This window comes from Curtobacterium sp. SP.BCo, assembly GCF_051903265.1.
Lineage (GTDB): Bacteria > Actinomycetota > Actinomycetes > Actinomycetales > Microbacteriaceae > Curtobacterium.
This window is the reverse complement of the sequence record NZ_CP194337.1, coordinates 2468344-2491504: the sequence shown is the minus strand read 5'-3', so window position 1 is coordinate 2491504 and position 23161 is coordinate 2468344. Positions and strand designations below refer to the sequence as shown.

22 protein-coding genes are annotated in these 23161 nt (G+C 70.2%); 11 read left to right on the top strand and 11 right to left on the bottom strand.

Annotation, left to right across the window (positions count from 1 at the left end; genetic code table 11):
* Nucleotides 1-17 precede the first annotated feature (17 nt).
* The 3 genes from ACRQ4B_RS11875 to tkt all read right to left on the bottom strand — a co-directional run bounded on the left by ACRQ4B_RS11875 (nucleotide 18) and on the right by tkt (nucleotide 4978).
* Nucleotides 18-1616 carry a glucose-6-phosphate isomerase gene (locus ACRQ4B_RS11875; RefSeq protein WP_439691640.1) on the bottom strand — a complete coding sequence of 533 codons (1599 nt, stop codon included), beginning with the start codon at nucleotides 1614-1616 and terminating at the stop codon, nucleotides 18-20.
* Complete coding sequence (gene tal / locus ACRQ4B_RS11870; protein ID WP_439691639.1) at nucleotides 1616-2728, bottom strand: transaldolase; 1113 nt, start codon at nucleotides 2726-2728, stop codon at nucleotides 1616-1618. The genes ACRQ4B_RS11875 and tal overlap by 1 nt, the downstream gene beginning before the upstream one ends.
* Before the next feature lie 156 nt (nucleotides 2729-2884).
* A complete protein-coding gene (gene tkt / locus ACRQ4B_RS11865) occupies nucleotides 2885-4978 on the bottom strand; it encodes a transketolase (protein WP_439691638.1) in 2094 nt (697 codons plus the stop codon).
* A 424-nt stretch (nucleotides 4979-5402) separates the two neighbouring features.
* On the opposite strand from tkt, the gene ACRQ4B_RS11860 reads away from it, so the two are divergent.
* The gene (locus ACRQ4B_RS11860) at nucleotides 5403-6329 is read left to right on the top strand and encodes a heme o synthase (RefSeq protein WP_439691637.1); all 927 of its coding nucleotides are present in this window, start codon (nucleotides 5403-5405) and stop codon (nucleotides 6327-6329) included.
* Nucleotides 6330-6704: 375 nt separating this feature from the next.
* Here the strand turns inward: ACRQ4B_RS11860 and ACRQ4B_RS11855 are convergent, their stop codons facing one another.
* On the bottom strand, nucleotides 6705-7679 hold the full coding sequence (locus ACRQ4B_RS11855) for a COX15/CtaA family protein (RefSeq protein WP_439691636.1): 975 nt from the start codon (nucleotides 7677-7679) through the stop codon (nucleotides 6705-6707).
* Nucleotides 7680-7928: 249 nt separating this feature from the next.
* Here ACRQ4B_RS11855 and sufB point away from each other — a divergent pair, with 249 nt between their 5' ends.
* From sufB to ACRQ4B_RS11830, 5 genes are all read left to right on the top strand, one after another.
* Entirely contained in the window at nucleotides 7929-9347 is a 1419-nt protein-coding gene (sufB, locus tag ACRQ4B_RS11850) for a Fe-S cluster assembly protein SufB (protein WP_439691635.1), read from the top strand.
* A complete protein-coding gene (gene sufD / locus ACRQ4B_RS11845) occupies nucleotides 9348-10613 on the top strand; it encodes a Fe-S cluster assembly protein SufD (protein ID WP_439691634.1) in 1266 nt (421 codons plus the stop codon).
* Nucleotides 10613-10939 carry a non-heme iron oxygenase ferredoxin subunit gene (locus ACRQ4B_RS11840; protein ID WP_439691633.1) on the top strand — a complete coding sequence of 109 codons (327 nt, stop codon included), beginning with the start codon at nucleotides 10613-10615 and terminating at the stop codon, nucleotides 10937-10939. Before sufD ends, ACRQ4B_RS11840 begins: the two co-directional genes overlap by 1 nt.
* A 61-nt stretch (nucleotides 10940-11000) precedes the next feature.
* The gene (gene sufC, locus ACRQ4B_RS11835; protein ID WP_070419045.1) at nucleotides 11001-11774 is read left to right on the top strand and encodes a Fe-S cluster assembly ATPase SufC; all 774 of its coding nucleotides are present in this window, start codon (nucleotides 11001-11003) and stop codon (nucleotides 11772-11774) included.
* Complete coding sequence (locus ACRQ4B_RS11830; protein ID WP_079236104.1) at nucleotides 11774-12103, top strand: metal-sulfur cluster assembly factor; 330 nt, start codon at nucleotides 11774-11776, stop codon at nucleotides 12101-12103. Before sufC ends, ACRQ4B_RS11830 begins: the two co-directional genes overlap by 1 nt.
* Nucleotides 12104-12607: 504 nt before the next feature.
* Here the strand turns inward: ACRQ4B_RS11830 and ACRQ4B_RS11825 are convergent.
* Nucleotides 12608-13207: a biotin transporter BioY gene (locus ACRQ4B_RS11825; protein ID WP_439691632.1), complete on the bottom strand. Its 600-nt coding sequence runs from the start codon at nucleotides 13205-13207 to the stop codon at nucleotides 12608-12610.
* A gap of 115 nt (nucleotides 13208-13322) precedes the next feature.
* Here ACRQ4B_RS11825 and ACRQ4B_RS11820 point away from each other — a divergent pair, with 115 nt between their 5' ends.
* On the top strand, nucleotides 13323-14921 hold the full coding sequence (locus ACRQ4B_RS11820) for an ABC-F family ATP-binding cassette domain-containing protein (protein WP_439691631.1): 1599 nt from the start codon (nucleotides 13323-13325) through the stop codon (nucleotides 14919-14921).
* Between the two features lie 152 nt (nucleotides 14922-15073).
* Here the strand turns inward: ACRQ4B_RS11820 and ACRQ4B_RS11815 are convergent, their stop codons facing one another.
* The 3 genes from ACRQ4B_RS11815 to ACRQ4B_RS11805 are packed head-to-tail and all read right to left on the bottom strand — an operon-like array spanning nucleotide 15074 to nucleotide 16763.
* Nucleotides 15074-16039 (bottom strand): SURF1 family cytochrome oxidase biogenesis protein, encoded by a 966-nt coding sequence (locus tag ACRQ4B_RS11815; protein ID WP_439691630.1) that lies wholly within the window; start codon nucleotides 16037-16039, stop codon nucleotides 15074-15076.
* On the bottom strand, nucleotides 16036-16344 hold the full coding sequence (locus ACRQ4B_RS11810) for a hypothetical protein (RefSeq protein WP_439691629.1): 309 nt from the start codon (nucleotides 16342-16344) through the stop codon (nucleotides 16036-16038). Before ACRQ4B_RS11810 ends, ACRQ4B_RS11815 begins: the two co-directional genes overlap by 4 nt.
* Nucleotides 16344-16763, bottom strand: a complete 420-nt coding sequence (locus ACRQ4B_RS11805; protein ID WP_439691628.1) for a DUF3099 domain-containing protein — start codon at nucleotides 16761-16763, stop codon at nucleotides 16344-16346. Before ACRQ4B_RS11805 ends, ACRQ4B_RS11810 begins: the two co-directional genes overlap by 1 nt.
* A 166-nt stretch (nucleotides 16764-16929) precedes the next feature.
* Here ACRQ4B_RS11805 and fabG point away from each other — a divergent pair, with 166 nt between their 5' ends.
* The gene (fabG, locus tag ACRQ4B_RS11800; RefSeq protein WP_439691627.1) at nucleotides 16930-17643 is read left to right on the top strand and encodes a 3-oxoacyl-ACP reductase FabG; all 714 of its coding nucleotides are present in this window, start codon (nucleotides 16930-16932) and stop codon (nucleotides 17641-17643) included.
* Nucleotides 17644-17774: 131 nt separating this feature from the next.
* On the opposite strand, the gene serB is transcribed toward fabG, so the two are convergent.
* Nucleotides 17775-18413, bottom strand: a complete 639-nt coding sequence (serB, locus tag ACRQ4B_RS11795) for a phosphoserine phosphatase SerB (protein ID WP_439691626.1) — start codon at nucleotides 18411-18413, stop codon at nucleotides 17775-17777.
* Nucleotides 18414-18490: 77 nt separating this feature from the next.
* Nucleotides 18491-19732, bottom strand: a complete 1242-nt coding sequence (locus ACRQ4B_RS11790; RefSeq protein ID WP_439691625.1) for a glucose-1-phosphate adenylyltransferase — start codon at nucleotides 19730-19732, stop codon at nucleotides 18491-18493.
* A 47-nt stretch (nucleotides 19733-19779) separates the two neighbouring features.
* Between ACRQ4B_RS11790 and glgA the strand changes: the two genes are divergently transcribed.
* The 3 genes from glgA (at nucleotide 19780) to ACRQ4B_RS11775 (ending at nucleotide 22155) form a co-directional block, all read left to right on the top strand.
* A complete protein-coding gene (gene glgA / locus ACRQ4B_RS11785; RefSeq protein ID WP_439691624.1) occupies nucleotides 19780-20979 on the top strand; it encodes a glycogen synthase in 1200 nt (399 codons plus the stop codon).
* A gap of 9 nt (nucleotides 20980-20988) precedes the next feature.
* Nucleotides 20989-21771, top strand: coding sequence for an ABC transporter ATP-binding protein (locus ACRQ4B_RS11780; protein ID WP_439691623.1), 783 nt, complete (start codon nucleotides 20989-20991; stop codon nucleotides 21769-21771).
* 135 nt (nucleotides 21772-21906) lie between these two features.
* A complete protein-coding gene (locus tag ACRQ4B_RS11775; protein ID WP_022905887.1) occupies nucleotides 21907-22155 on the top strand; it encodes a type B 50S ribosomal protein L31 in 249 nt (82 codons plus the stop codon).
* Between the two features lie 173 nt (nucleotides 22156-22328).
* Here ACRQ4B_RS11775 and ACRQ4B_RS11770 read toward each other — a convergent pair whose 3' ends face one another.
* The gene (locus ACRQ4B_RS11770; RefSeq protein ID WP_439691622.1) at nucleotides 22329-23075 is read right to left on the bottom strand and encodes a 3'-5' exonuclease; all 747 of its coding nucleotides are present in this window, start codon (nucleotides 23073-23075) and stop codon (nucleotides 22329-22331) included.
* Between the last annotated feature and the right edge of the window lie 86 nt (nucleotides 23076-23161).

Below are 23161 nucleotides of genomic sequence, written 5' to 3'. Positions count from 1 at the left end.
GTGAACTCCTTCGAGAGTCAGAGAGTGACGGCGGAGGCCAGGGCTGCGGTGGCAGCGGCGACGTCCGACGTCGTGAGGGTCAGGACCGGGCGGCCGTGCTGCGCGAGGACACTCGCGTCGCCGGCGGCCTGGGCCTGGATGAGCTGGCCGAACGTGAACGGACGGCCGGGGATCGCCAGGTCGTCGGGTTCGTCGGCCACGATCTGCAGGAAGACGCCGTTCGCCGGACCACCCTTGTGGTACTGGCCGGTCGAGTGCAGGAACCGCGGCCCGTACCCGAAGGTGACGGGACGACCGGTGCGCGCCGCCAGGGCGTCGCGCAGCGACTCGATGCCGTGGGAAGCGGTGCGGTCCACGTACGCCTGCACGGCCAGGTAGCCGGTCGCGTCGACCTCGGCCAGGAGGCCCGTGACGGCGTCCGCCAGGGTCGTTCCGACCGCCAGTCCAGGCGTCGCGCGGACGGCGGTGCCGCCCTCGGTGAAGGCGGGAGCGGCCGGTTCCGGTCGGTCGTCCAGGAGGGCGCGCGTCGCGACCTTGGCGGCCTCGACGTCGGGCTGGTCGAACGGGTCGATGCCGAGCAGACGCCCGGCGACGGCGACGGCGTACTCCCAGACGAGGAGCTGCCCGCCGAGGGTGCCGGTGATCTCGACCTCGCCCTCGGCGACGTGGCGTTCGTCGTCGCGCGAGCCGACGAGCCGGATGACCTGCACGTCGGGCAGGCCCGCGGTGACCTCGGGGGAGTCGACGCCGAGCACGACCGGGAGCAGCCCGCGGCCGCTCTTGCCGGTGGACTCGGCGATCAGCTGTTCGACCCAGTCGCCGAACCCGACGATGTGGGTGCCGTCCGGGACGATGGCGATCTTGTCGCGCAGCGGCTCGGTGCCGCCGAGGACGGCGCCGAGCACGAGGCCCGGGTTCTCGTCGATGTCGACCGAGAGCAGCGCGGAGATGGCGTCGGCCTCGTCGAGGAGCTCCGCGATGTCCGCGCCGGCCAGGCCGGACGGCACGAGGCCGAACGCGGTCAGGGCCGAGTAGCGACCGCCGACGTTCGGGTCGGCGGTGAAGACGCGGTACCCGGCGTCGGTCGCCGCCGCCTCGAGCGGGGAGCCCGGGTCGGTGACGACGACGATGCGACCGGCCGGGTCGATGCCGGCGTCGCGGAAGGCCTGCTCGTAGACACGGCGCTGCGAGTCGGTCTCGAGGGTCGAACCCGACTTCGAGGACACGACGAGCACCGTGCGCTCGAGGTCGTGACCGACCGCTGCGCGGACCTGCGCGGGGTCGGTCGAGTCGAGGACGGTGAGCGGGACACCGGCCGTGCGCGTGATGACCTCCGGCGCGAGCGACGAGCCGCCCATGCCGGCGAGGACGACGTGGTCGACCCCGTCGGCGGCGAGCGACTCCCGCAGGGCGGTGATCTCCGCGACGAGCGGGCGGGAGACCGAGACGGCCTCCACCCAGCCGAGCCGCTTCGACGCCTCGGCCTCGGCGTCCGGACCCCAGAGCTCCGGGTCCTGGGCGGTGATGCCCGACGCCACCAGGTCGGTGACGAGGCGCGGGACCGTCTGGTCGACGGCCCGCGCCGCGTCACCGCTGGCGGCGATGGAGACCGTCACTACTTGGCGCCCTCGAGTGCGCTCTTGACGGTGTCGACGAGCTCGCCCCAGGAGACGATGAACTTGTCGACGCCCTCACGCTCGAGCAGAGCCACGACGTCGTCGTAGCTGATGCCCTGCGCGGCGATCTGGTCGAGGACGTCCTGAGCGGCGTCGAACGTGCCGGCGATGGCGTCGCCGTGGATCTCACCGTGGTCGAACGTGGCGTCGAGCGTCTTGCCCGGCATGGTGTTGACGGTGCTCGGGGCGGCGAGCTCGGTCACGTAGAGCGTGTCCGGCAGCGACGGGTCCTTGACACCGGTCGAGGCCCACAGCGGGCGCTGGGTGTTCGCGCCGGCCTCGAGCAGGCCCAGGGCACGCTCGGAGGCGAACGCCTCGGTCCAGACCTGGTAGGCGAGCTGGGCGTTGGCGATGCCGGCCTTCGACTTGAGGGCCTTCGCCTCGTCGGTGCCGACGGCGTCGAGGCGCTTGTCGATCTCGGAGTCGACGCGCGAGACGAAGAACGACGCGACCGAGTGGATCTTCGAGAGATCGTGGCCGGCGGCCTTGGCCTTCTCGAGGCCACCGAGGTAGGCGTCGATGACGGCGCGGTAGCGCTCGAGGGAGAAGATCAGGGTGACGTTGACCGAGATGCCGGCGGCGATGACCTCGGTGATGGCCTCGAGGCCCTCGACGGTCGCCGGGATCTTGATCAGGACGTTCTCGCGGCCGACCTTGTCGAACAGGAACTTCGCCTGCTCGATGGTCTTCTGGGTGTCGTGCGCGAGGCCCGGCTCGACCTCGATCGACACGCGGCCGTCGAAGCCCTTGGTCGAGTCGTAGATCGGCTTGAAGATGTCGGACGCGTTCGCGACGTCCTGCGTGGTGATCTCGAAGATCGCGTCGGTCAGCTCGGTGCCGGCGGCGGCCAGCTCCTTGACCTGCGCGTCGTAGCGCTCGCCCTTGGCGAGGGCCGAGGCGAAGATCGTCGGGTTCGTGGTGACGCCGACGACGTTCTTCTCGGCGATCAGGGACTCGAGCTTGCCGGTCTCGAGGAGCTCGCGCGACAGGTCGTCGAGCCAGATGCTCACGCCGACCGCGGAGAGGGCGGCGGTGGGGGTGTTCTCAGCCATGTGTTTCTCTTCTTCTTTCATCGACCGGCCGTGGTCGCGGAGGCGACGTGGGCCGTGGTGTCGGGGTCTGGGGGCCCGGGAGGCGCGTGGCGGGGCCGAGCCGCGCCTCCCGGAAGAAGGGCCGGATCCGGTGAACCGGACCCGGCCCGTTGCGGGTCAGGAAGCCGCGATGGATTCCTTCGCGGCGGCCACGACGTGCTCCGTCGTGAAGCCGAACTCCGTGAAGAGCGTCTGGTAGTCGGCCGAGGCACCGAAGTGCTCGATCGAGACGCTGCGGCCCTTGTCGCCGACGATGTCGCGCCAGCTCATGGCGATGCCGGCCTCGACCGACACACGGGCGGTGACGTCCTTCGGCAGGACCTGGTCCTGGTAGTTCTCGCTCTGCGCGCGGAACCACTCGAGCGACGGTGCGCTCACGACGCGGGCGTTGATGCCCTCGCCCTTGAGCTGCTCGCGCGCCTCGACGGCGATCTGGACCTCGGAGCCGGTCGCGATGAGGATCACGTCCGGGGTGCCGTTCGGCGCCTCGGCCAGGATGTACGCGCCCTTGGCGACGTTCTTCGCCGAGGCGAAGACCTCACCGGATGCGTCGCCCTCGCCGCGCTCGAACACGGGGAGGTTCTGACGGCTCAGCGCGATGCCGGCCGGGCGGTCGTTGTGCTTGAGCATCTCGAGCCAGGCGTACGCGACCTCGGTGGCGTCCGCGGGACGGACGACGTCCAGGCCCGGGATGGCGCGGAGGGCGCTGAGCTGCTCGATCGGCTGGTGCGTCGGGCCGTCCTCGCCGAGGGCGATGGAGTCGTGCGTCCAGACGTAGATCGCCGGCGCCTGCATGAGCGCGGCGAGACGGACCGCCGGGCGCATGTAGTCGCTGAAGATCAGGAAGGTGCCGCCGAAGGGGCGGGTGTTCCCGTGCAGGACGATGCCGGACAGGATCGAGCCCATCGCGTGCTCGCGGATGCCGAAGTGCAGCACGCGGCCGTACGGGTCGGTGCTCCAGGCCTTGGTGGCGGCGTCGAGCGGACCGAAGGAATTCGCGCCCTCGATCGTGGTGAGGTTCGACTCGGCCAGGTCGGCCGAACCACCCCAGAACTCGGGCATGAGCGGCGCGATGGCGTTGATGACCTTGCCGGAGGCGGCGCGGGTCGAGACGGCCTTGTCGGTCGGGAAGACCGGCAGTGCTTCCTCGAGGCCCTCGGGGAGCTCGCCGGCGTTGATGCGGTCGAGGAGCTGCTTCTTCTCCGGGTGGGACTCGGCCCACGCGTCGAAGGCCTTCTGCCACTCGGCGTGCTCGGCCTGGCCCTTGGCGATGGCGCCGCGGGTGTACTCGAGCACCTCGGGGTCGACGTGGAAGGTCTGCGACGGGTCGAAGCCAAGGACCTCCTTCAGGCCGACGATCTCGTCCGTGCCGAGCGCGGAGCCGTGGATCTTGCCGGTGTTCTGCTTGGTGGGCGACGGCCAACCGATGATCGTCTTGAGGACGATGAGGGACGGCTTGCCGGTCGTGGCCTTGGCCGTCTCGATCGCGGCGTGGAGCGCCTCGACGTCCTCGGAGTACTCGCCGGTCTTCTTCCAGTCGACGACCTGCACGTGCCAGCCGAGGGCGGCGTAGCGGTCCGGGACGCTCTCCGAGAAGGAGATGTCGGTGTCGTCCTCGATCGAGATCTGGTTGGAGTCGTAGAAGACCACCAGGTTGTCGAGCTGCTGGCGGCCGGCGAGGCTCGCGGCCTCGTTCGTCACGCCCTCCTGCATGTCGCCGTCGCCGGCGATCACGTAGGTGAAGTGGTCGAAGGGCGACTGGCCCTCGGCTGCCTCGGCGTCGAAGAGACCACGCTCGAAGCGCTGCGCGTAGCCGAAGCCCACGGCGGAGGCGAGGCCCTGGCCGAGCGGGCCGGTGGTGATCTCGACGCCGTCGGTGTGGCCGTACTCCGGGTGACCCGGGGTCTTCGAGCCCCACTTGCGCAGGTGCTGGAGGTCCTCGAGGTCGAGGCCGTAGCCGTGCAGGTAGAACTGCACGTACTGGAGGATCGAGGCGTGACCGGCGGAGAGGATGAAGCGGTCGCGGCCGATCCAGGTGGAGTCGCTGGGGTCGCGACGCATCACCTTCTGGAAGAGCAGGTGGGCGAGCGGCGCGAGGCTCATCGCGGTGCCGGGGTGACCGTTGCCGGCTGCCTCGACCGAATCGGCGGCGAGTACGCGGGCCGTGTCGACGGCCTTCCTGTCGATGGCGTCCCAGGTGAATTCAGCCACTTGGATGTTGACCCTTCTTGATGCGACATGTGCGAGGGCTCGTGCCATCGCACGGACATGATCGCCATCCCGGGGCCTTCGTCGAGTCGCCGTCACGCGGCGGCCGACCGGCTCGTCGCGGCCGACGTCATCGGGGCTCGCACTGCGGGAGGGCGACTCCAGCATAGTGACCATGCACTCAGAAGGGGTTCAGGTGACGTCGGTTGTTCACCCGTCGTCAGGAGGACCCGCCGTCGGCCGGGCGTGTCAGTGGGGGACTTCGGTCCGGATGGCGGGGCGGGGCATCGTCGCGGCGCCTCGATCACGTAAACTGTCGGAGACCCGTGGTCATTCCGGGTCGACGCACGCCCCGACGACGACGGAGCCGTCCACCGAGCGTGCGAGCTGACGCGAACAGACTGAGGTTCCCTTGCCGACTGCCACCGTGACCCGGCCCGACACCGATCGACCCCGCTCGACGCTGTCCCGCAAGGTGCGTGCGTACGTCTCGCTGACGAAGCCGCGGGTCATGGAGCTGCTGCTCGTCACGACGGCGCCGACGATGTTCCTCGCCGAGCGCGGGGTGCCGGACCTCTGGCTCGTGTTCTGGACGATGCTCGGCGGTGCGATGTCCGCCGGGTCCGCCTCGGCCTTCAACTGCTACATCGACCGGGACATCGACCGGCTGATGAAGCGCACGAGCACCCGGCCGCTCGTCACCGGCGAGCTGTCCGACCGTGAGGCCCTGGTGTTCTCGTGGGTGCTCGGCATCGCCTCGACCGCGGTCCTGTTCTTCCTCGTGAACTGGCTCGCGGCGGCCCTGAGCGTCATCGCGATCCTCATCTACGTCTTCGTCTACACGCTGTGGCTCAAGCGCCGCACCCCGCAGAACATCGTCTGGGGCGGCTCGGCCGGCTGCATGCCCGTGCTGATCGGTTGGGCGGGCGTGACCGGGTCGCTGACCTGGGCACCGGTCATCCTGTTCATGGTGATCTTCCTCTGGACGCCGCCGCACTACTGGCCGCTCTCGATGAAGTACCGCGACGACTACGACGCCGCCGACGTGCCGATGCTCGCCGTGGTCCGGGGGCGCACGGTCGTGGGCCTGCAGGTCGTCCTGTACGCCTGGGCGACGCTCGTCTGCTCGCTGCTGCTCATCCCGGTCGCGCACATGGGGCCGCTGTACACGGTCGTCGCACTCGCGGGCGGCATCTGGTTCGTCGTCGAGTCGCACCGGCTGTACTCGCGGGCGATCCAGCACGTGGAGCACGTGCAGCCGATGCGCGTCTTCCACAGCTCGATCACCTACCTGACGCTGCTGTTCATCGCCGTGGGCATCGACCCGCTGCTGCCGCAGGTCTTCACCTTCTAGGGTTCGGCGGCGGCACTGCCGCCGACCCGTTGCGACATCGTCGCTGTCGTCCGACAGCGGCGATGTCGTTCGTTGCGGGCGCGGGGTGTTGCGGACGCGGGGTTGCGACAGTCGCGACGTCGTACGACGTCGGCGGTGTCGTTGCGAGTCGCCGCTCCGCGGGTGTGCCGCGTGACGCGCGCGGCGGTCGACGTGACCGAGCGTGGGCCTGGAGGCGCGTGGCGGGGCCGCACCGTGCCTCCAGGACCGTCGCTGGTCGCGCCGTGCTGGTCGCGCCGCGCTGGTCGGGCCGTGCTGATCGCGCTGCGCGCGGATGACGACGTCCTACCTGTCGATCGACAGGTGGGACGTCGCGGATGTGGTGCTGGCGGGCCGTCAGGCCGTGAGGCGCTCCCGGACGGCGTGGCGTCCGGCCGAGCCGCGGGTGGACAGCGCCACCACGGTCGTCGCGCCGACGAGCAGCCCCGCGAGCACCATGTGCGTGCCCACCAGGCCCACCGGGAGCCCCGTGCGCGCCTGAGTGAGGCCGACGGCGATCTGGACGAACTCGACGACCAGGAGCAGCAGAGCCCATTTGCTCGACAGCCGGAGCCGGACCGCGCCGACGACGAGGACGAGCGTGAGCGCGAACAGGACGTATGCGGGGACCGCGTGCAGGTGCTCCATCACGGCGGGGTCGAACCCGGTGCGGTGCAGGCGTCCGCCGTCCACTGCCTCGTCGGCTCCGGCGTGCGGGCCGCTGCCCGTGGTGAGGATGCCGACCAGGACGGTCACGACGACCGCGGCCACGGTGCCGCCGACGACGCCGCGGTACCAGCGCGGAACCGTCCTGTCCGCGGTGCGCGGGCCGCGCATCGCCCGGTACACGAGGGCTGCGGTCACCGCGGTGAGCGCGGCCGAGACGACGAAGTGCAGCCCGACGACGAACGGGTTCAGGTTCGTCTTGACGCTGATGCCGCCGATCACGGCCTGCACCGGGATCGCTGCGCCCTGGGCGAACGCGAGCCAGAACAGCTCGGGGCGGGTGCGCCGCATCCGGACGACGAGCAGGAACATCGCGATCGCGACGATGACGAGGACGAACGTGAGGAGCCGGTTGCCGAACTCGATCACGCCGTGGATCCCCATCTCGGGCGTGGAGACCACCGAATCCGCGGTGCACTTCGGCCAGGTCGGGCAGCCGAGACCGGACGCCGTGAGCCGCACGAGGCCACCGGTGCCGATCAGCACGACCTCGACGACGAAGGACGCCCAGGCGAGCACGACGACCCGTTGGTCGACGACGCGGGGCAGTGACCACCACCGCGGGGAACGGACGTCCTGGTCGACGGGGGATCCGACGCGAGTCACGAGGGTGGTGCCTTCCTGTTGTTCCGTGCAGTGAACCTGTAGGATTCGAGGGTTCAGCAGCAGTCAAGTCTAGGCAGGCGCCGGCTCCGAAAGGTCCGAGATCGCCGTGGACACCCAGGACTGCGTGGAACCATCGACGTTGCGAGGGAGCAACACCGTGTCCGCCTGTCGGCGGTCTGCGGTGGAATGGCGTCCAGACGCCACGGGTTCACCCGGAAGACGCTGCCGCGAGAAGGAAACGAGGAGACCATGTCCGACGTGCTCATCGACCGTCCCGAGCTCGAAGGGCTCGGCCAATACGAGTTCGGCTGGTCCGACTCCGACAGTGCCGGCGCCTCGGCGCGCCGCGGCATCTCGGAAGAAGTCGTCACCGACATCTCGAACCTCAAGGGCGAGCCCGAGTGGATGCTCAAGAACCGCCTCAAGGGCCTGCAGCTGTTCGGCCGCAAGCCGATGCCGACGTGGGGTGCCGACCTGACGGGCATCGACTTCGACAACATCAAGTACTTCGTGCGCTCCACCGAGAAGCAGGCGCAGTCGTGGGAGGACCTCCCCGAGGACATCCGTGCGACCTACGAGAAGCTCGGCATCCCGGAGGCCGAGCGCCAGCGACTCGTCGCCGGCGTCGCAGCCCAGTACGAGTCCGAGGTCGTCTACCACCAGATCCGCGAGGACCTGGAGCAGCAGGGCGTCATCTTCATGGACACCGACACGGCGCTCCGCGAGCACCCGGAGATCTTCGAGGAGTACTTCGGCACCGTGATCCCGGCCGGCGACAACAAGTTCGCCGCGCTCAACACGGCCGTGTGGTCCGGCGGCTCGTTCGTCTACGTCCCGAAGGGTGTGCACGTCGAGATCCCGCTGCAGGCCTACTTCCGCATCAACACCGAGAACATGGGCCAGTTCGAGCGGACGCTGATCATCGCCGACGAGGACTCCTACGTCCACTACATCGAGGGCTGCACCGCGCCGATCTACAAGTCGGACTCGCTGCACTCCGCGGTCGTCGAGATCATCGTGAAGAAGAACGCCCGCGTCCGGTACACGACGATCCAGAACTGGTCGAACAACGTCTACAACCTCGTCACCAAGCGTGCGATCGCGCACGAGGGCGCGACGATGGAGTGGATCGACGGCAACATCGGCTCGAAGGTGACGATGAAGTACCCGTCGATCTACCTCGCCGGTGAGCACGCCAAGGGCGAGACGCTCTCCGTCGCGTTCGCCGGTCCCGGCCAGCACCAGGACGCCGGCGCGAAGATGATCCACATGGCGCCGTACACGACGTCCTCGATCGTCTCGAAGTCGATCGCCCGTGGTGGCGGTCGCGCCGGGTACCGCGGCGAGGTCCGTGTCGACCCGGCAGCGCACCACGCGGCGAACACGGTCCGGTGTGACGCACTGCTCGTCGACACGATCAGCCGCTCGGACACGTACCCGGCGATCGACATCCGCGTCGACGACGTCCAGCTCGGGCACGAGGCCACGGTCTCCCGTGTGAGCGAGGAGCAGTTGTTCTACCTGATGTCCCGCGGCATGCCCGAGGACGAGGCGATGGCGATGATCGTCCGCGGCTTCATCGAGCCGATCGCCCGCGAGCTCCCGATGGAGTACGCACTCGAACTCAACAAGCTCATCGAGATGAGCATGGAAGGATCCGTCGGCTAGATGTCCAGCACCACCCCTCCCCACATCGACCAGCCGATCGAACCCTCGGCAGCCGCGCAGAACCCTGCGCAGCACGGCGCCGGTGCGCACTCCGACGGCGGCTGGGACGCCCCCGACAAGAACATCCCGGTCCAGACCCGCTCCGAGCGGTTCCAGTCCGGCGACGTCGAGGCCTTCCCGACCGTCACCGGGCGTGAGGTGAACTGGAAGTTCGCGCCCCTCGCGAAGCTCCAGCCGCTGCTCGACGGCGGCCTCGACGGCTCCGCGTACCCGTTCCTCGCCCGCCAGTCCGACGGCGCCGACGTGGAGTGGGGTCGCAGCGACGACCCGCGCGTCGGTTCGGCCGGCCTGCCGGAGGACCGTGCCGCCGCCGCCGCGTGGACGGCTCGGGACGCCGTGCTCGCCGTCACCCTCAAGGCGACCGAGGCGCACGAGTTCATCACGATCACCCGCTCGGACTTCGGCACCCAGCCCCGCGCCGCGCACACGGTCATCACGGCCGAGCCGCACGCGCAGGGCATCGTCGTGCTCGACAACCGCGGCTCCGCGCTCCTCAGCGAGAACGTCGAGATCGTGGTGCAGGACGGTGCACGGTTGACGGTCGTCAGCCTGCAGGACTGGGACGACGACGCCGTGCACGTGTCGACGCACTTCGCCGAGGTTGGGCGCGACGCCTTCCTCAAGCACGTCGTGGTCTCGCTCGGCGGCGACGTCATCCGCGTGAACCCGTCGACGCACCTCGGTGCGCAGGGCGCCGACACGGAGATGTACGGCGTGTACTTCGCCGACGCCGGGCAGTACATCGAGCAGCAGGTCTACGTGAACCACGACGCGCCGAACACGCGCGGGCGGGTCAACTACAAGGGCGCGCTGCAGGGCCAGGGCGCCCACACGGTGTGGATCGGCGACGTGCTCATCGGGCGTGCCGGCGACGGCACCGACTCGTACGAGCAGAACCGCAACCTGGTGCTGACCGACGGCACCCGCGCGGACTCCATCCCGAACCTCGAGATCGAGACGGGCAACATCGAGGGTGCCGGCCACGCCAGCGCCACCGGTCGCTTCGACGACGAGCAGCTCTTCTACCTGCAGTCCCGCGGCATCCCCGAGGAGGAAGCACGTCGACTCGTCGTGCTCGGCTTCCTGGTCGAGGTCATCCAGAAGATCGGCGCGCCCGAGCTCGAGGAGCGCCTCATCGCCGCGGTCGAGCAGGAGCTCGCCGAGGGCCGGTCGGTCATCGCCGCGCCGGCGGAGGCCACCGCCTGATGTCGACGAAGGTCTGCGCCGAGGCGGACATCGCGGTGGACAGCCCGATGCGCGCCGTGGTCGACGGCACCGCGGTGGCCATCGTGAAGGACTCCGCGGGCACCGTGCACGCCATCGGCGACACCTGCACCCACGGGGACATCTCCCTGGCGGAGGGCTTCGTCGAGGGCGACACGCTGGAGTGCTGGGCCCACGGGTCCCGGTTCTCCCTGGCCACCGGCAAGCCGCAGAACTTCCCGGCGTACGAGCCCGTCCCGGTCTTCCGGGTCGAGGTCCGCGACGGCGACGTCTACGTCGACGTGCACGACCCCGTGCCGGTCGACTGACCGGCGCCCCCACTCTCTTCCGCGGCTGACGCCGCACCCCAGCTGCAACCGAAGGAACGCAATGTCCACTCTCGAAATCCGCGACCTGCAGGTCTCGATCGACACCGACCAGGGTGTCAAGGAGATCCTCAAGGGCGTCGACCTCACCATCAACGAGGGCGAGATCCACGCGATCATGGGGCCGAACGGCTCCGGCAAGTCCACCCTCGCGTACACGATCGCCGGCCACCCGCGCTACAACGTCGTCGGCGGCTCGATCACCCTCGACGGCGAGGACGTCCTCGCGATGAGCGTCGACGAGCGTGCCCGTGCCGGCATGTTCCTCGCCATGCAGTACCCGGTGGAGATCCCCGGCGTCACGGTGTCGAACTTCCTCCGCACCGCGAAGACCGCGATCGACGGCGAGGCACCGGCGCTCCGCAGCTGGGTGAAGGACCTCCGCCAGTCGATGGCCGACCTCAAGATGGACTCGGCCTTCGCCGAGCGCAACGTCAACGAGGGCTTCTCCGGCGGCGAGAAGAAGCGCCACGAGATCATGCAGCTCGAGCTCCTCAAGCCGAAGTTCGCCGTCCTCGACGAGACCGACTCCGGCCTCGACGTCGACGCGCTGAAGATCGTGTCCGAGGGCGTGAACCGCGCGAAGGCCGCCACCGGCCTCGGCGTGCTGCTCATCACGCACTACACGCGCATCCTCCGCTACATCAAGCCGGACTTCGTGCACGTGTTCGTCGCGGGCAAGGTCGCCGAGCAGGGCGGCCCGGAGCTCGCCGAGCGCCTCGAGAACGAGGGCTACGACCGCTACGTGCAGGCCGCGGCCGCAGCGGCGGGGAACTGATGATCACCGCACTCGCACCGGAGAAGTTCGACGAGGTCGTCGAGGGCCTCAAGGAGGTCCAGGACCCGGAGCTCGGCGTGAACATCGTCGACCTCGGGCTCATCTACGACCTGGCGATGGACGACGAGGCGAACGCGCTCGTTATCAGCATGACCCTGACGAGCGCGGGCTGCCCGCTGACCGACGTCATTGAGGGCGACACCGCGAACGCGCTCGACGGCATCGTCGACGCGTTCCGCATCAACTGGGTCTGGATGCCGCCGTGGGGTCCGGAGCGGATCACGGACGACGGGCGCGAGATGATGCGCGCGCTCGGCTTCTCGATCTAGTCGCGACCACAGACCGACGGGAGGCGCGGTGCCAGCTGGCACCGCGCCTCCCGTCCGTCTGCGGTGCTGCCGTGTACGTCCGGGGCGGATCGTCCGCGGGACCGCTGTGCTGGTCGCAGAAAGTGTCGCCCGCGGCGTCGCGAGGCGGCACGTCGTGCGACCACGGCATCACGCACGCGGCACGTCGTGCGACCACGGCGGGCGCGCCGGCCCGGTGTGCCGCGTGCTCCTGCGACCGCCCCAGCGAGCCCCGACCCGCTGCGCGCCCTCGAGTCCGCCGCCCTGGTCGCAGAAGGTGTCGCCCGCGGCGTCGCGAGGCGGCACGTCGTGCGACCACGGCATCACGCACGCGGCACGTCGTGCGACCACGGCGGGCGCGCCGGCCCGGTGTGCCGCGTGCTCCTGCGACCGTGCGACCGTACGGCCGCTGCATCGCACAGGCGACGACGGGCCCCGCTCCTCGGAGGGTGCGGGGCCCTTCTGCGGAACCGGGTGCGACGAGCGTCAGCGGCGGCCGAGCAGCTTCCACACGAGCGGCAGCACACCAGCGGCGATGAGCGCCTTCGCGATGCCGCCCACGATGAACGGGTAGAGCCCGGCGGCGAGCACCGACTGCAGGTCGTTCGGCGCACCGAGTGCCCCGAGCGCGACCGCCAGGTAGGGCAGCCCGGTGACGAACGGGATCGCGCTCGCGAGGAGCATCGCCGCCGCGGCACGGCCGACGTGGCGGTCCCAGTTGCGACGGGCGAGCCAGCCGATGACACCGGCGGCCGGGATGAAGCCGATCACGTAGCCGAAGCTCGGGACGGCGAGAGCGTGCAGGCCGCCCGTGAAGCCGGCGAAGAACGGCGCCCCGGCGAGCCCGGCGACCGCGTAGACGAGCAGCGAGAGCATGCCGCGTCGTGCGCCGAGGGTCGCGCCGACGAGCACGACCGCGAGGGTCTGTCCCGTGATCGGCACCGGCCACATCGGGACCTCGAGCTGTGCCATGGCGGCGGTGAACAGCGCGCCGCCGGCGATCAGCGCGGCGTCGGTGGCCACTCCCTGGGTGCGCAGACGGTCTGCGAGGACTGCGCGGGGAGCGAACCCGGTGGCGTTCGTCATGGATTCTCCTAGAATGGACTGCTGGTCCTGTTCAGGACCATCGGTCCCGTCAGCGTAGCGGTGCACCTCCCGCACACGTCGTTGTGCAAACCCACCAACTGATTGGACGTCCACTGTGCTTGCCGTGCACGAACTCGAGATCCGCGTCGGAGCTCGCCTCCTCATGGAGGACGTGTCCTTCCGTGTCGAGAAGGGCGACAAGATCGGACTCGTCGGCCGCAACGGCGCGGGGAAGACGACGATGACCAAGGCGCTGGCGGGGGAGACGCAGCCGACCGGCGGCAAGATCGACCGCGGCGGCGAGATCGGCTACCTCCCGCAGGACCCGCGCTCGGGCGACCCGGAGGAGACGGCGCGCAAGCGCATCCTCGACGCCCGTGGCCTCGGTGAGCTGGTGGAGGGCATCCGCCTGGCGACGCTCGACATGGCCAGTGAGGACCCGGACGTCGCCGAGAAGGCGATGCGCCGGTACAGCCGGCTGGACGACCAGTTCAACGCGCTCGGCGGGTACGCGGCCGAGGCCGAGGCGGCGTCCATCGCGTCGAACCTCAAGCTGCCGGACCGCATCCTCGACCAGCAGCTCAAGACGCTCTCCGGTGGTCAGCGTCGCCGCATCGAGCTCGCGCGCATCCTGTTCTCGGACGCCGAGACGATGATCCTCGACGAGCCGACGAACCACCTCGACGCCGACAGCGTCGTCTGGCTCCGCGAGCACCTCAAGACCTACTCGGGCGGCGTCATCATCATCTCCCACGACGTGGAGCTGGTGGACGAGGTCGTCAACCGCGTGTTCTACCTCGACGCGAACCGTCAGTCGATCGACGTCTACAACATGGGCTGGAAGCTCTACCAGCGGCAGCGCGCCGCCGACGAGGAGCGCCGCCGCAAGGAGCGTGCGAACGCCGAGAAGAAGGCCGCCACGCTGAAGGACCAGGCCGCCCGGTTCGGCGCGAAGGCGTCGAAGGCCGCCGCGGCCCACCAGATGGTCGCCCGCGCCGACAAGCTGCTCGCCGGCCTCGAGGACGAGCGCGTCGCCGACCGCGTCGCGAAGCTCCGGTTCCCGACGCCGGTCTCCTGCGGGCGCACGCCGCTCATGGCCGAGGGACTCTCGAAGTCGTACGGTTCGCTCGAGATCTTCGCCGGTGTCGACCTGGCGATCGACCGCGGGTCACGGGTGGTCATCCTCGGTTTCAACGGTGCCGGCAAGACGACGCTGCTCCGCATCCTGGCGGGCGCCGACCAGCCGGACACGGGCGAGATCCTGCCCGGGCACGGTCTGCGCATCGGGTACTACGCCCAGGAGCACGAGAACATCGACGTCAACCGGACCGTCATCGAGAACATGGTGTCGGCATCGACGGAGCTGAACGAGACCGAGGCGCGTCGTGTCCTCGGCTCGTTCCTGTTCACCGGCGACGACGGCTACAAGAAGGCCGGCGTGCTGTCCGGCGGTGAGAAGACCCGCCTGTCGCTCGCCATGATCGTGGTCTCGGGTGCGAACGTGCTGCTCCTCGACGAGCCGACGAACAACCTCGACCCGGCTTCGCGCGAGGAGATCCTCGGTGCCTTGGCGGGCTACGAGGGTGCGGTCGTCCTGGTGTCCCACGACGCCGGCGCGGTCGAGGCCCTCAACCCGGAGCGCGTCCTGCTGCTGCCGGACGGCACCGAGGACCACTGGAACAAGGACTACGCGGAGCTCATCGAGCTCGCGTAGCGCGCGGTCGCGTAGCGCGCGGTCGCGGAACGCGACCGGACGACGGACGGGAGGCTCCCCACCGGGCACGGCCCGGCAGCCGCTGGCGCGTCTGCCGGGAACCGGCCGGCGTGGGCCCAGGTGCCGGCTGGCACCGCGCCTCCCGTCCGTCGTCAGCGGCCTGCGCTCAGCAGCTCGTCCTCGATCTCGGCGTCGGTCTTCGGCTTGGCGTCCTTGCGGCGCTGCCGTTCCTGGGCGCGCTCCCGCTCCTCGGGGTCGTCCTGGTTGAGGTTCCGGTACTCCTGCACCATGAGGTACGCGAGGAACCCGAAGCCACCGGCCGCGAACATGAACCACTGGATGAAGTAGCTGAGGTGCAGCCCGGTGTCGGCGGTCGGCCGGTCCCAGCCGAGCGGACGCGCCTGGGTCGGTGCCGGCGACTCGGACGCGAGCTGCCCGTAGGCGCCGGTCCAGATCGGCGTGTCGACCTTCTTCGCGACGTCGGACAACGTGACCGACTGCACCTGGTCGGTGTGCGCCGGATCCGTCCGACCCGGTATCCGCGGCTCGCTCTGCTGCAGCCGGACGACGGCGGTGACCTCGCCGGACGGGGGAGCGGGCACGTGGTCGGGGGCGTCCTGGGCGTTGCCGGTCGGGACCCAGCCGCGGTCGACGACGAACGCCCGGCCGTCGGCGGTCACGAGCGGAGTGAGGACCTCGAACCCGGGCTGCCCGTTGTGCACGCGGTTCCGGACGAGCAGCTGGTCGTCGACGTCGTACCGGCCGGTGACGGAGACCCGGAGCCAGGTCTGCGACTCGTCCCAGCTGTTCGCCTTCGGCAGCGCCTCGTCGAGCGGCACCGGGGTGTGCTCGTAGTTCTGCGCGACCTGTTCGTTCTGCCGGACCGCCTCGTTCCGCCGGTCCCACTGCCACATGCCGAACAGTGCGCACACCACCGCGAAGGCCACGGCGATGGCGAAGTAGCCCAACCAGCGTCGGCTCTGCACGAACCGCCAGCCGACGAACGGCTCGTCGGGGTCACGCTCGGGCCGGACGGTGGACTCGGCCGCGGCGGCACGGGCGATCTTCTGCGCGTGGCGTCGGCCGTAGCGCGAGTTCGGGTCGAAGCCGTCGCTCACCGACGCTCCCCGGCTGCGCGCGCTCCGACGTCGTTCTTCGGGGCGTCGGCCGGGTCGCGCTCGTCGTCGAGTCGGTCCACGTCCTCGTGCATGCCGGTCACCCGCACGGGGAACGACCGGGAACGCAGGTAGTCGGCCAGGAAGTCGCGGTGCTCGTCGCAGGCCGCCCAGATCTTCACCCGGTCGATGGCGTGGATGCGCGGGTTGCGCCAGTTCACACGCCACGCCGCGGTGTTGCTGCAGCCTGCCCGTGAGCACACGGGGGTGGAACCGGGCTCGGTGAAGAGGTCGAACGTGGCGCCCATCAGCGGCGGCCCCACACGTTCGAGCGGTCGCCGTGGCGCTGCCATTCCTCCTGCGCGTCCTGCGCCTGTTCGCGCAGCCGGTCCTGCTCGGCGCGGTAGGCCTCGGCCCGGGCGTCCTCCTGCTGTTCGCGGAGACGCGGGTCGACGGCGTCGTAGAGCTCGATGGCTCCCGCCGGCCGGACGATGTCGCTCTCGGCGTGGTTGCCGGCGTTCGCGACGATGACCGCGACCCAGGGGATCACGCCCGCGAGGACGATCGGGATGACCGCGAGCCAGGTGTGCCAGATCGACCAGACGACGACGGCTCCGATGAAGAAGACGACGCGGAGTGCCATCTGCCAGACGTAGCGGGACAGGCGGTGCGCGCGGTCCTGCTCCGGAGAGTCCGGGAGGGTGGTGATGCTGTGCGTGCTCTTCATCCGATGTTCTTTCCTCTGCCCGAGGACAAGCCTAAGCCCGCGCAGCCGGACGTGGGCGCAGCACGCGGGTGCCGGATGGTGGTTTCCGCTCCGGTACGCTCGTCCGGGCGTGTCCGACGGGATCCCGGACGGGCGCGCCGAGCAGCCACCACCGAACGGAGCGACCATGAGCACCCCCCGTACCGTCCTCATCACCGGCGGCAACCGCGGCATCGGCTTCGCACTCGCCGAGCGGTTCGTCGCCGCCGGCCACCGCGTCGCGGTCACGTCGCGCAGTGGCCAGGGCGGACCCGAGGGTGCCCTGACCGTGCAGGCGGACATCACGGACACCGCCTCCGTGGATGCCGCGTACACGCAGGTCGAGGCCGAGCTCGGCCCGGTCGAGGTCCTCGTCGCGAACGCCGGCATCACGAACGACCAGCTGTTGCTCCGGATGTCCGAGGAGGACTTCACGAGCGTCATCGACACGAACCTCACGGGCACCTTCCGCGTCGTCAAGCGCGCCACGAAGGGCATGATGAAGGCGAAGTTCGGCCGCATCGTGCTGATGTCGAGCGTCGTCGGTGCCTACGGGCAGGTCGGCCAGGTCAACTACGCCTCGTCGAAGGCCGCCCTCGTCGGCATGGCCCGCTCGATCACCCGCGAGCTCGGCTCTCGCGGCATCACCGCGAACGTCGTGGCGCCCGGATTCATCCAGACCGACATGACCGCGGCGCTGCCCGAGGAGCTCCAGGCCGAGTTCAAGAAGCAGATCCCGGCGGCGCGGTACGGCACGGTCGACGACGTCGCGGACGCCTCGCTGTTCCTGGCGGGCGACGGCGCGGGTTACATCTCGGGCGCGGTCATCCCGGTCGACGGTGGCCTCGGGATGGGCCACTAGGGCCGAGACTCGGTCGGGCGGACCCGAGACTCGGTCGGGCGGACCCGGGACTCGGGCTGAGCGACCGGTCTCGCGGCCCGGAGCGCGAGAAGTGTCGCTGACGCCGAGGCTCGGACCGCCGAGCCGCGGGGTCAGCCGTGCAGGCCGAGGGCGGCGAGCACGCTCGACAGGTCGCGGTCGACGACCGCGACGTCCGCCTGCTCTCGCACGCGCGGTTTCGCGTCGAACGCCACCGACAGCGCCGCGACGCGCATCATCTCGAGGTCGTTCGCGCCGTCGCCGATCGCGATAGTCCGGACGACCGGCACGCCGTCGGCCGCCGCCCACTCGCGGAGCGCCACGGCCTTCGCGTGCGCGTCCACGACGTCGCCGAGCACCCGCCCGGTGAGCACGCCGTCGGTCACCTCGAGCCGGTTCGCCCGGCAGTGGTCGAGCCCGAGACGCTCGGCGAACGGGTCCAGGACCTCGTGGAAGCCGCCGGAGACCACGCCGACGGTCCCGCCGGCGGCGTGCACGCCGCGGACGAGCTGGTCGGCGCCCCGCGTCACACGGACCGCGTCCTGTGCGCGTCGGAAGACGTCGGCCGGGAGGCCCGCCAAGGTCGCGACACGCTCCCGCAGGCTCTCGGCGAAGTCGAGTTCGCCGCGCATGGCGCGCTCCGTGATCGCCGCGACCTGTGGCCGGGTCCCGGCGGAGTCCGCCAGGAGCTCGATGACCTCGTCCTCGAGGAGTGTGGAATCGGCATCGAGGACGACGAGGAAGCGGGGCACGGACCCACGGTACCGACTGTCGGAGGCGCGGCCGACGTGTGTGACGTCAGCCGCGCCTCCCGGCAGGTGCTCCGGTCCTACGCGTCGACGCGGACGCCCTTGCCGACCACGGTGATGCCGGACTCCGTCACGGTGAAGCCGCGTGCCTCGTCCGCCTCGCGGTCGACGCCGACCTGGGCGCCGGGGGCGATCACCACGTCCTTGTCGAGGATGGCCCGGTTCACGATCGAGCCAGCGCCGATCGACGCCCGCTCGAACACGATCGAGTCGAGCACCTTCGCGCCGGAGTCGATCCCGCACCACGGGCCGATCATGCTGCGCTCGACCTGCGCGCCAGACACCAGGCACCCGAGGGACACGAGCGAGTCGACCGTCGAGCCGGTGTTCCCGTTCGCGTCGCGGACGAACTTCGCCGGCGGCAGGTTCGTCTGCTGGTTGAAGATCGGCCAGTCCTGGTTGTACAGGTTGAACACGGGCACCGGGGCGATGAGGTCCATGTGCGCGTCGAAGAACGAGTCGATCGTCCCCACGTCGCGCCAGTAGTACCGGTCGCGCTCGTTCGAGCCGGGGACGTCGTTGCGCTTGAGGTCGTACACGCCGGCGTCGCCGCGGTTCACGAAGTCCGGGACGATGTCGCCGCCCATGTCGTGGTTCGACGTCTCGATCTGCCCGTCACGGAGCACCGCGTCGACGAGGGCGTCCGCGTTGAAGACGTAGTTGCCCATCGATGCGAGGATCTCGCCGGGGGAGTCGGCCAGCCCGACCGCGTCCTTCGGCTTCTCGAGGAAGGCCTCGATCTTCGTCGGGTCGTCCTCGGCGACCTGGATCACGCCGAACTGGTCGGCCAGGCCGATGGGCTGACGGATCGCCGCGACCGTGGCACTCCGGCCCGAGGCGATGTGCGCCTCGACCATCTGGTGGAAGTCCATCCGGTACACGTGGTCCGCGCCGACCACGACGACGATGTCGGGTCGTTCGTCACGGAGCAGGTTGAGCGACTGCAGGATCGCGTCGGCCGAGCCGGCGAACCAGCGCTTGCCGAGTCGTTGCTGCGCGGGGACGGACGCGACGTAGGAGCCGAGCAGCCCCTCCATGCGCCAGGTCTCCGCGACGTGCCGGTCGAGGCTGTGCGACTTGTACTGCGTCAGGACGACGATCTTCTGCAGCCCGGAGTTCACCAGGTTCGAGAGCGCGAAGTCGATGAGACGGAAGTTCCCGCCGAACGGGACAGCGGGCTTCGCCCGGTCGGCCGTGAGCGGCATGAGCCGCTTCCCCTCGCCGCCAGCGAGGACGATGCCGAAGACCTTCTTTGGTGCCATGCCGTTCACAGTAGGCGTCGGCGGAGGGAACCGGTTACGTTGAACCCGTGCGAGTCGATCTGCTGACCAGGGAGTATCCGCCGGAGGTCTACGGCGGTGCGGGTGTCCACGTGGCCGAACTGACGGCGGCGCTCCGCTCCGGGACGGACACCGAGGTGCGGGTCCGCGCCTTCGGGGCCTTCCGCGACGAGGCCGACGTGTGGGCGTACCGCACGCCCGACTCGCTCGGGCAGGCGAACGGCGCACTGCAGGCGCTCGGCACGGACGTCGCCATCGCGGCCGACGTCGAGGGTGCCGACGTCGTGCACTCGCACACCTGGTACGCGAACTCGGCGGGCCGGATCGCGCAGTTGACCTACGGCATCCCGCACGTCGTCACGGCGCACAGCCTCGAGCCGCTGCGGCCGTGGAAGGCCGAACAGCTCGGCGGCGGCTACCGGCTGTCCAGCTGGATGGAGCGCGAGGCGTTCGAGCACGCCGACGGCGTCATCGCCGTGTCGAAGGCGATGCGGGCGGACATCCTGCGGTCCTACCCGTCGATCGACCCGGCGAAGGTGCACGTCGTCTACAACGGCATCGACATCGACGAGTGGCGTCCGACCGTCGACGAGGACGCAGTGCGCGCGCTCGGGATCGACCCGACGCGCCGGTCGGTGGTGTTCGTCGGCCGCATCACCCGGCAGAAGGGCCTGCCCTACCTGCTCCGCGCGGTGGCGTCCCTGCCGTCGGACGTGCAGATCGTCCTCTGTGCCGGCGCCCCGGACACCCCGGAGATCATGGCCGAGGTCACCGGGCTCGTCGAGTCCCTGCGCGAGCAGCGCGACGGCGTCGTCTGGATCGACCGGATGCTCGCCCACCAGGAGATCGTCAACGTGCTCTCGTCGGGCACGGTGTTCGTCTGCCCGTCGATCTACGAACCGCTCGGGATCGTGAACCTCGAGGCGATGGCGTGCGGGATCCCCGTCGTCGGCACCGGCACCGGGGGCATCCCCGAGGTCGTCGCCGACGGCCTGACCGGGCGCATCGTGCCGATCGACCAGGCGCAGGACGGCACCGGCACCCCGACCGACCCGGACCGGTACGTGGCAGACCTCGCCGCGACCCTCGACGAGGTGCTCGCCGACGAGGGGCTCGCGAAGCTGATGGGACGCGCCGGACGGCTCCGTGTCGAGACCGAGTTCACGTGGGACGCGATCGCCCGCCGGACACGGCAGGTCTACGACGAGGTGCTCGGGCAGAACCCCTAGGCTGGAGCCATGCCCTCGGTCGTGCGCTTGTCAGACGTCTCCGTGGTCCGCAACGGGGCCACCATCCTCGACGGGATCTCGTGGGAGGTGCAGGACGACGAACGCTGGGTCGTGCTCGGTGCCAACGGCGCCGGCAAGACGACGCTGCTGCAGGTCGCGGGTGCCCAGACGTTCCCGACCTCGGGTGACGTCGAGGTGCTCGGCACCGAACTCGGCGGCGCCGACCTGTTCGAGCTGCGTCCGCGCATCGGCTTCGCGTCGACCGCGCTCGCGCGCCGCATCCCGGTGACCGAGAAGGTCATCGACGTCGTGCTCACCGCCGCGTACTCGGTCACCGGCCGCTGGAACGAGGAGTACGAGGAGCTCGACGTCCGCCGTGCGCAGCGCGTGCTCGAGGAGTGGGGCCTCGGTGGCTTCACCGACCGGACCTTCGGCGAGCTGAGCGACGGCGAGCAGAAGCGCGTGCAGATCGCACGTGCCGTCATGACCGACCCGGAGATCCTGTTCCTCGACGAGCCGGCCGCGTCGCTCGACCTCGGCGCCCGGGAGAGCCTCGTCCGCACCCTCGGCGGCTACGCCCAGAGCGAGGACTCGCCCGCGATCGTCATCGTGACGCACCACGTCGAGGAGATCCCCGCGGGCTTCACGCACGCGCTGGTGCTCGCCGACGGTCACGTGCGGGCCGCCGGCCCCATCGACGAGGTGCTGACGGCCGCCACGCTCAGCGAGGCGTTCGGCATCGAGCTCACCGTGTCGAAGGACGCCGGCCGGTACACCGCCCGCGCTGCCTGATCCCCGCTCGTCGCGCTCCCGCTGTCGCCTCTGGTCTGGTAACGTAGACGGCTGGCGCAAGCCGACGACTTCCGGCGCAGTGCTTCTCCGAGCACCCGCGCAGTCCGACCCATCACCGCTATCCGAGGAATCTCCATGAAGACCGACATCCACCCCGAGTACCGCGCCATCGTCTTCCGTGACCTGGCCTCCGGTGAGACGTTCCTGACGCGTTCGACCGCGAACAGCGACAAGACCATCGAGCTCGACGGTGCGACCTACCCGGTCATCGACGTCGAGATCTCGTCCGCGTCGCACCCGTTCTACACGGGCAAGCAGCGCATCCTCGACTCGGCCGGCCGCGTCGAGAAGTTCAACCAGCGCTTCAAGGGCTTCGGCAAGTAAGCAGACCCTTCCGCACGGCAACGGGCGGCTCTCCTCCGGGAGGGCCGCCCGTTCGTGTGCGCGGTGCATGCTGCGTGGGGTGCCGGCGCACGACTGCGCCCCGCATTCGTCACTGCGCCCCGTCGTACCGGGGCGCCGTGTTCGACGCGGGGCGTGGAACGGCAGAACGCCGATCAGCTGCCGTTGCGGTGCGGCCAGCGACCGTCAGCGGTGAAGGACGGGTCGCGCTTCTTCCGCATGTAGTCCTGGAACGAGGACGCCTGCTCGGCGCACCAGCCCACCTGCTTGCGGTGGAGTTCCTCCGCGGAGACCCCGAGGTCCTCCGAGTACTTCGCCGCGATGGCCTGCGCGACACGCCCGGCAGCGATGGCGTCCGCTCCGGCGTCGTGCGCGTCGTCGAGGGTCACGCCGTAGGTCTCCGACGCGGCCTCGAGCGTGCGCTTGCCCTTCCGGTAGGTGTCGAGCGCCTTGTCGATCACCAGCGGGTCGACGACGTTCCCGATCACGGGGGAGGCGATGCCGTGGCGCTTGGCCTCTCGGTCGAGGACGGTGAGGTCGTACGGGGCGTTGTAGATGACGAGCGGGATGCCGCGGGCGAAGACGGCCTCGACCGCGGCGATGATCTCGGCCACGACCTCGCCGGCCGGTCGGCCCTCGGCACGTGCGCGCTCGGTGGTGATGCCGTGGACTGCCGCAGCGCCCTCCGGGATCTCGACGCCCGGGTCCGCCAGCCAGGCGCCCTCCACGATGGAACGCCCGGTCATGTCGATGAGGCCGACGTGGGCCGTGACGATCCGAGCGGTCTCGACGTCGACGCCGGTGGTCTCGAGGTCGAAGACGCCGAGTGCGTGCCACCACGGGCGGTCGGTGAGGGACTGCGCCGGGGCGGGACCGTCGAGCTGTGCTGCGGGGAACGTCACGCGGTCAGGCTAACCGGACGCACCGACACGACCAGCGCGACCCGCCTGGCGGAGGCGAGCCGTGCCTCCTGTCCGGTGTCCGCCGC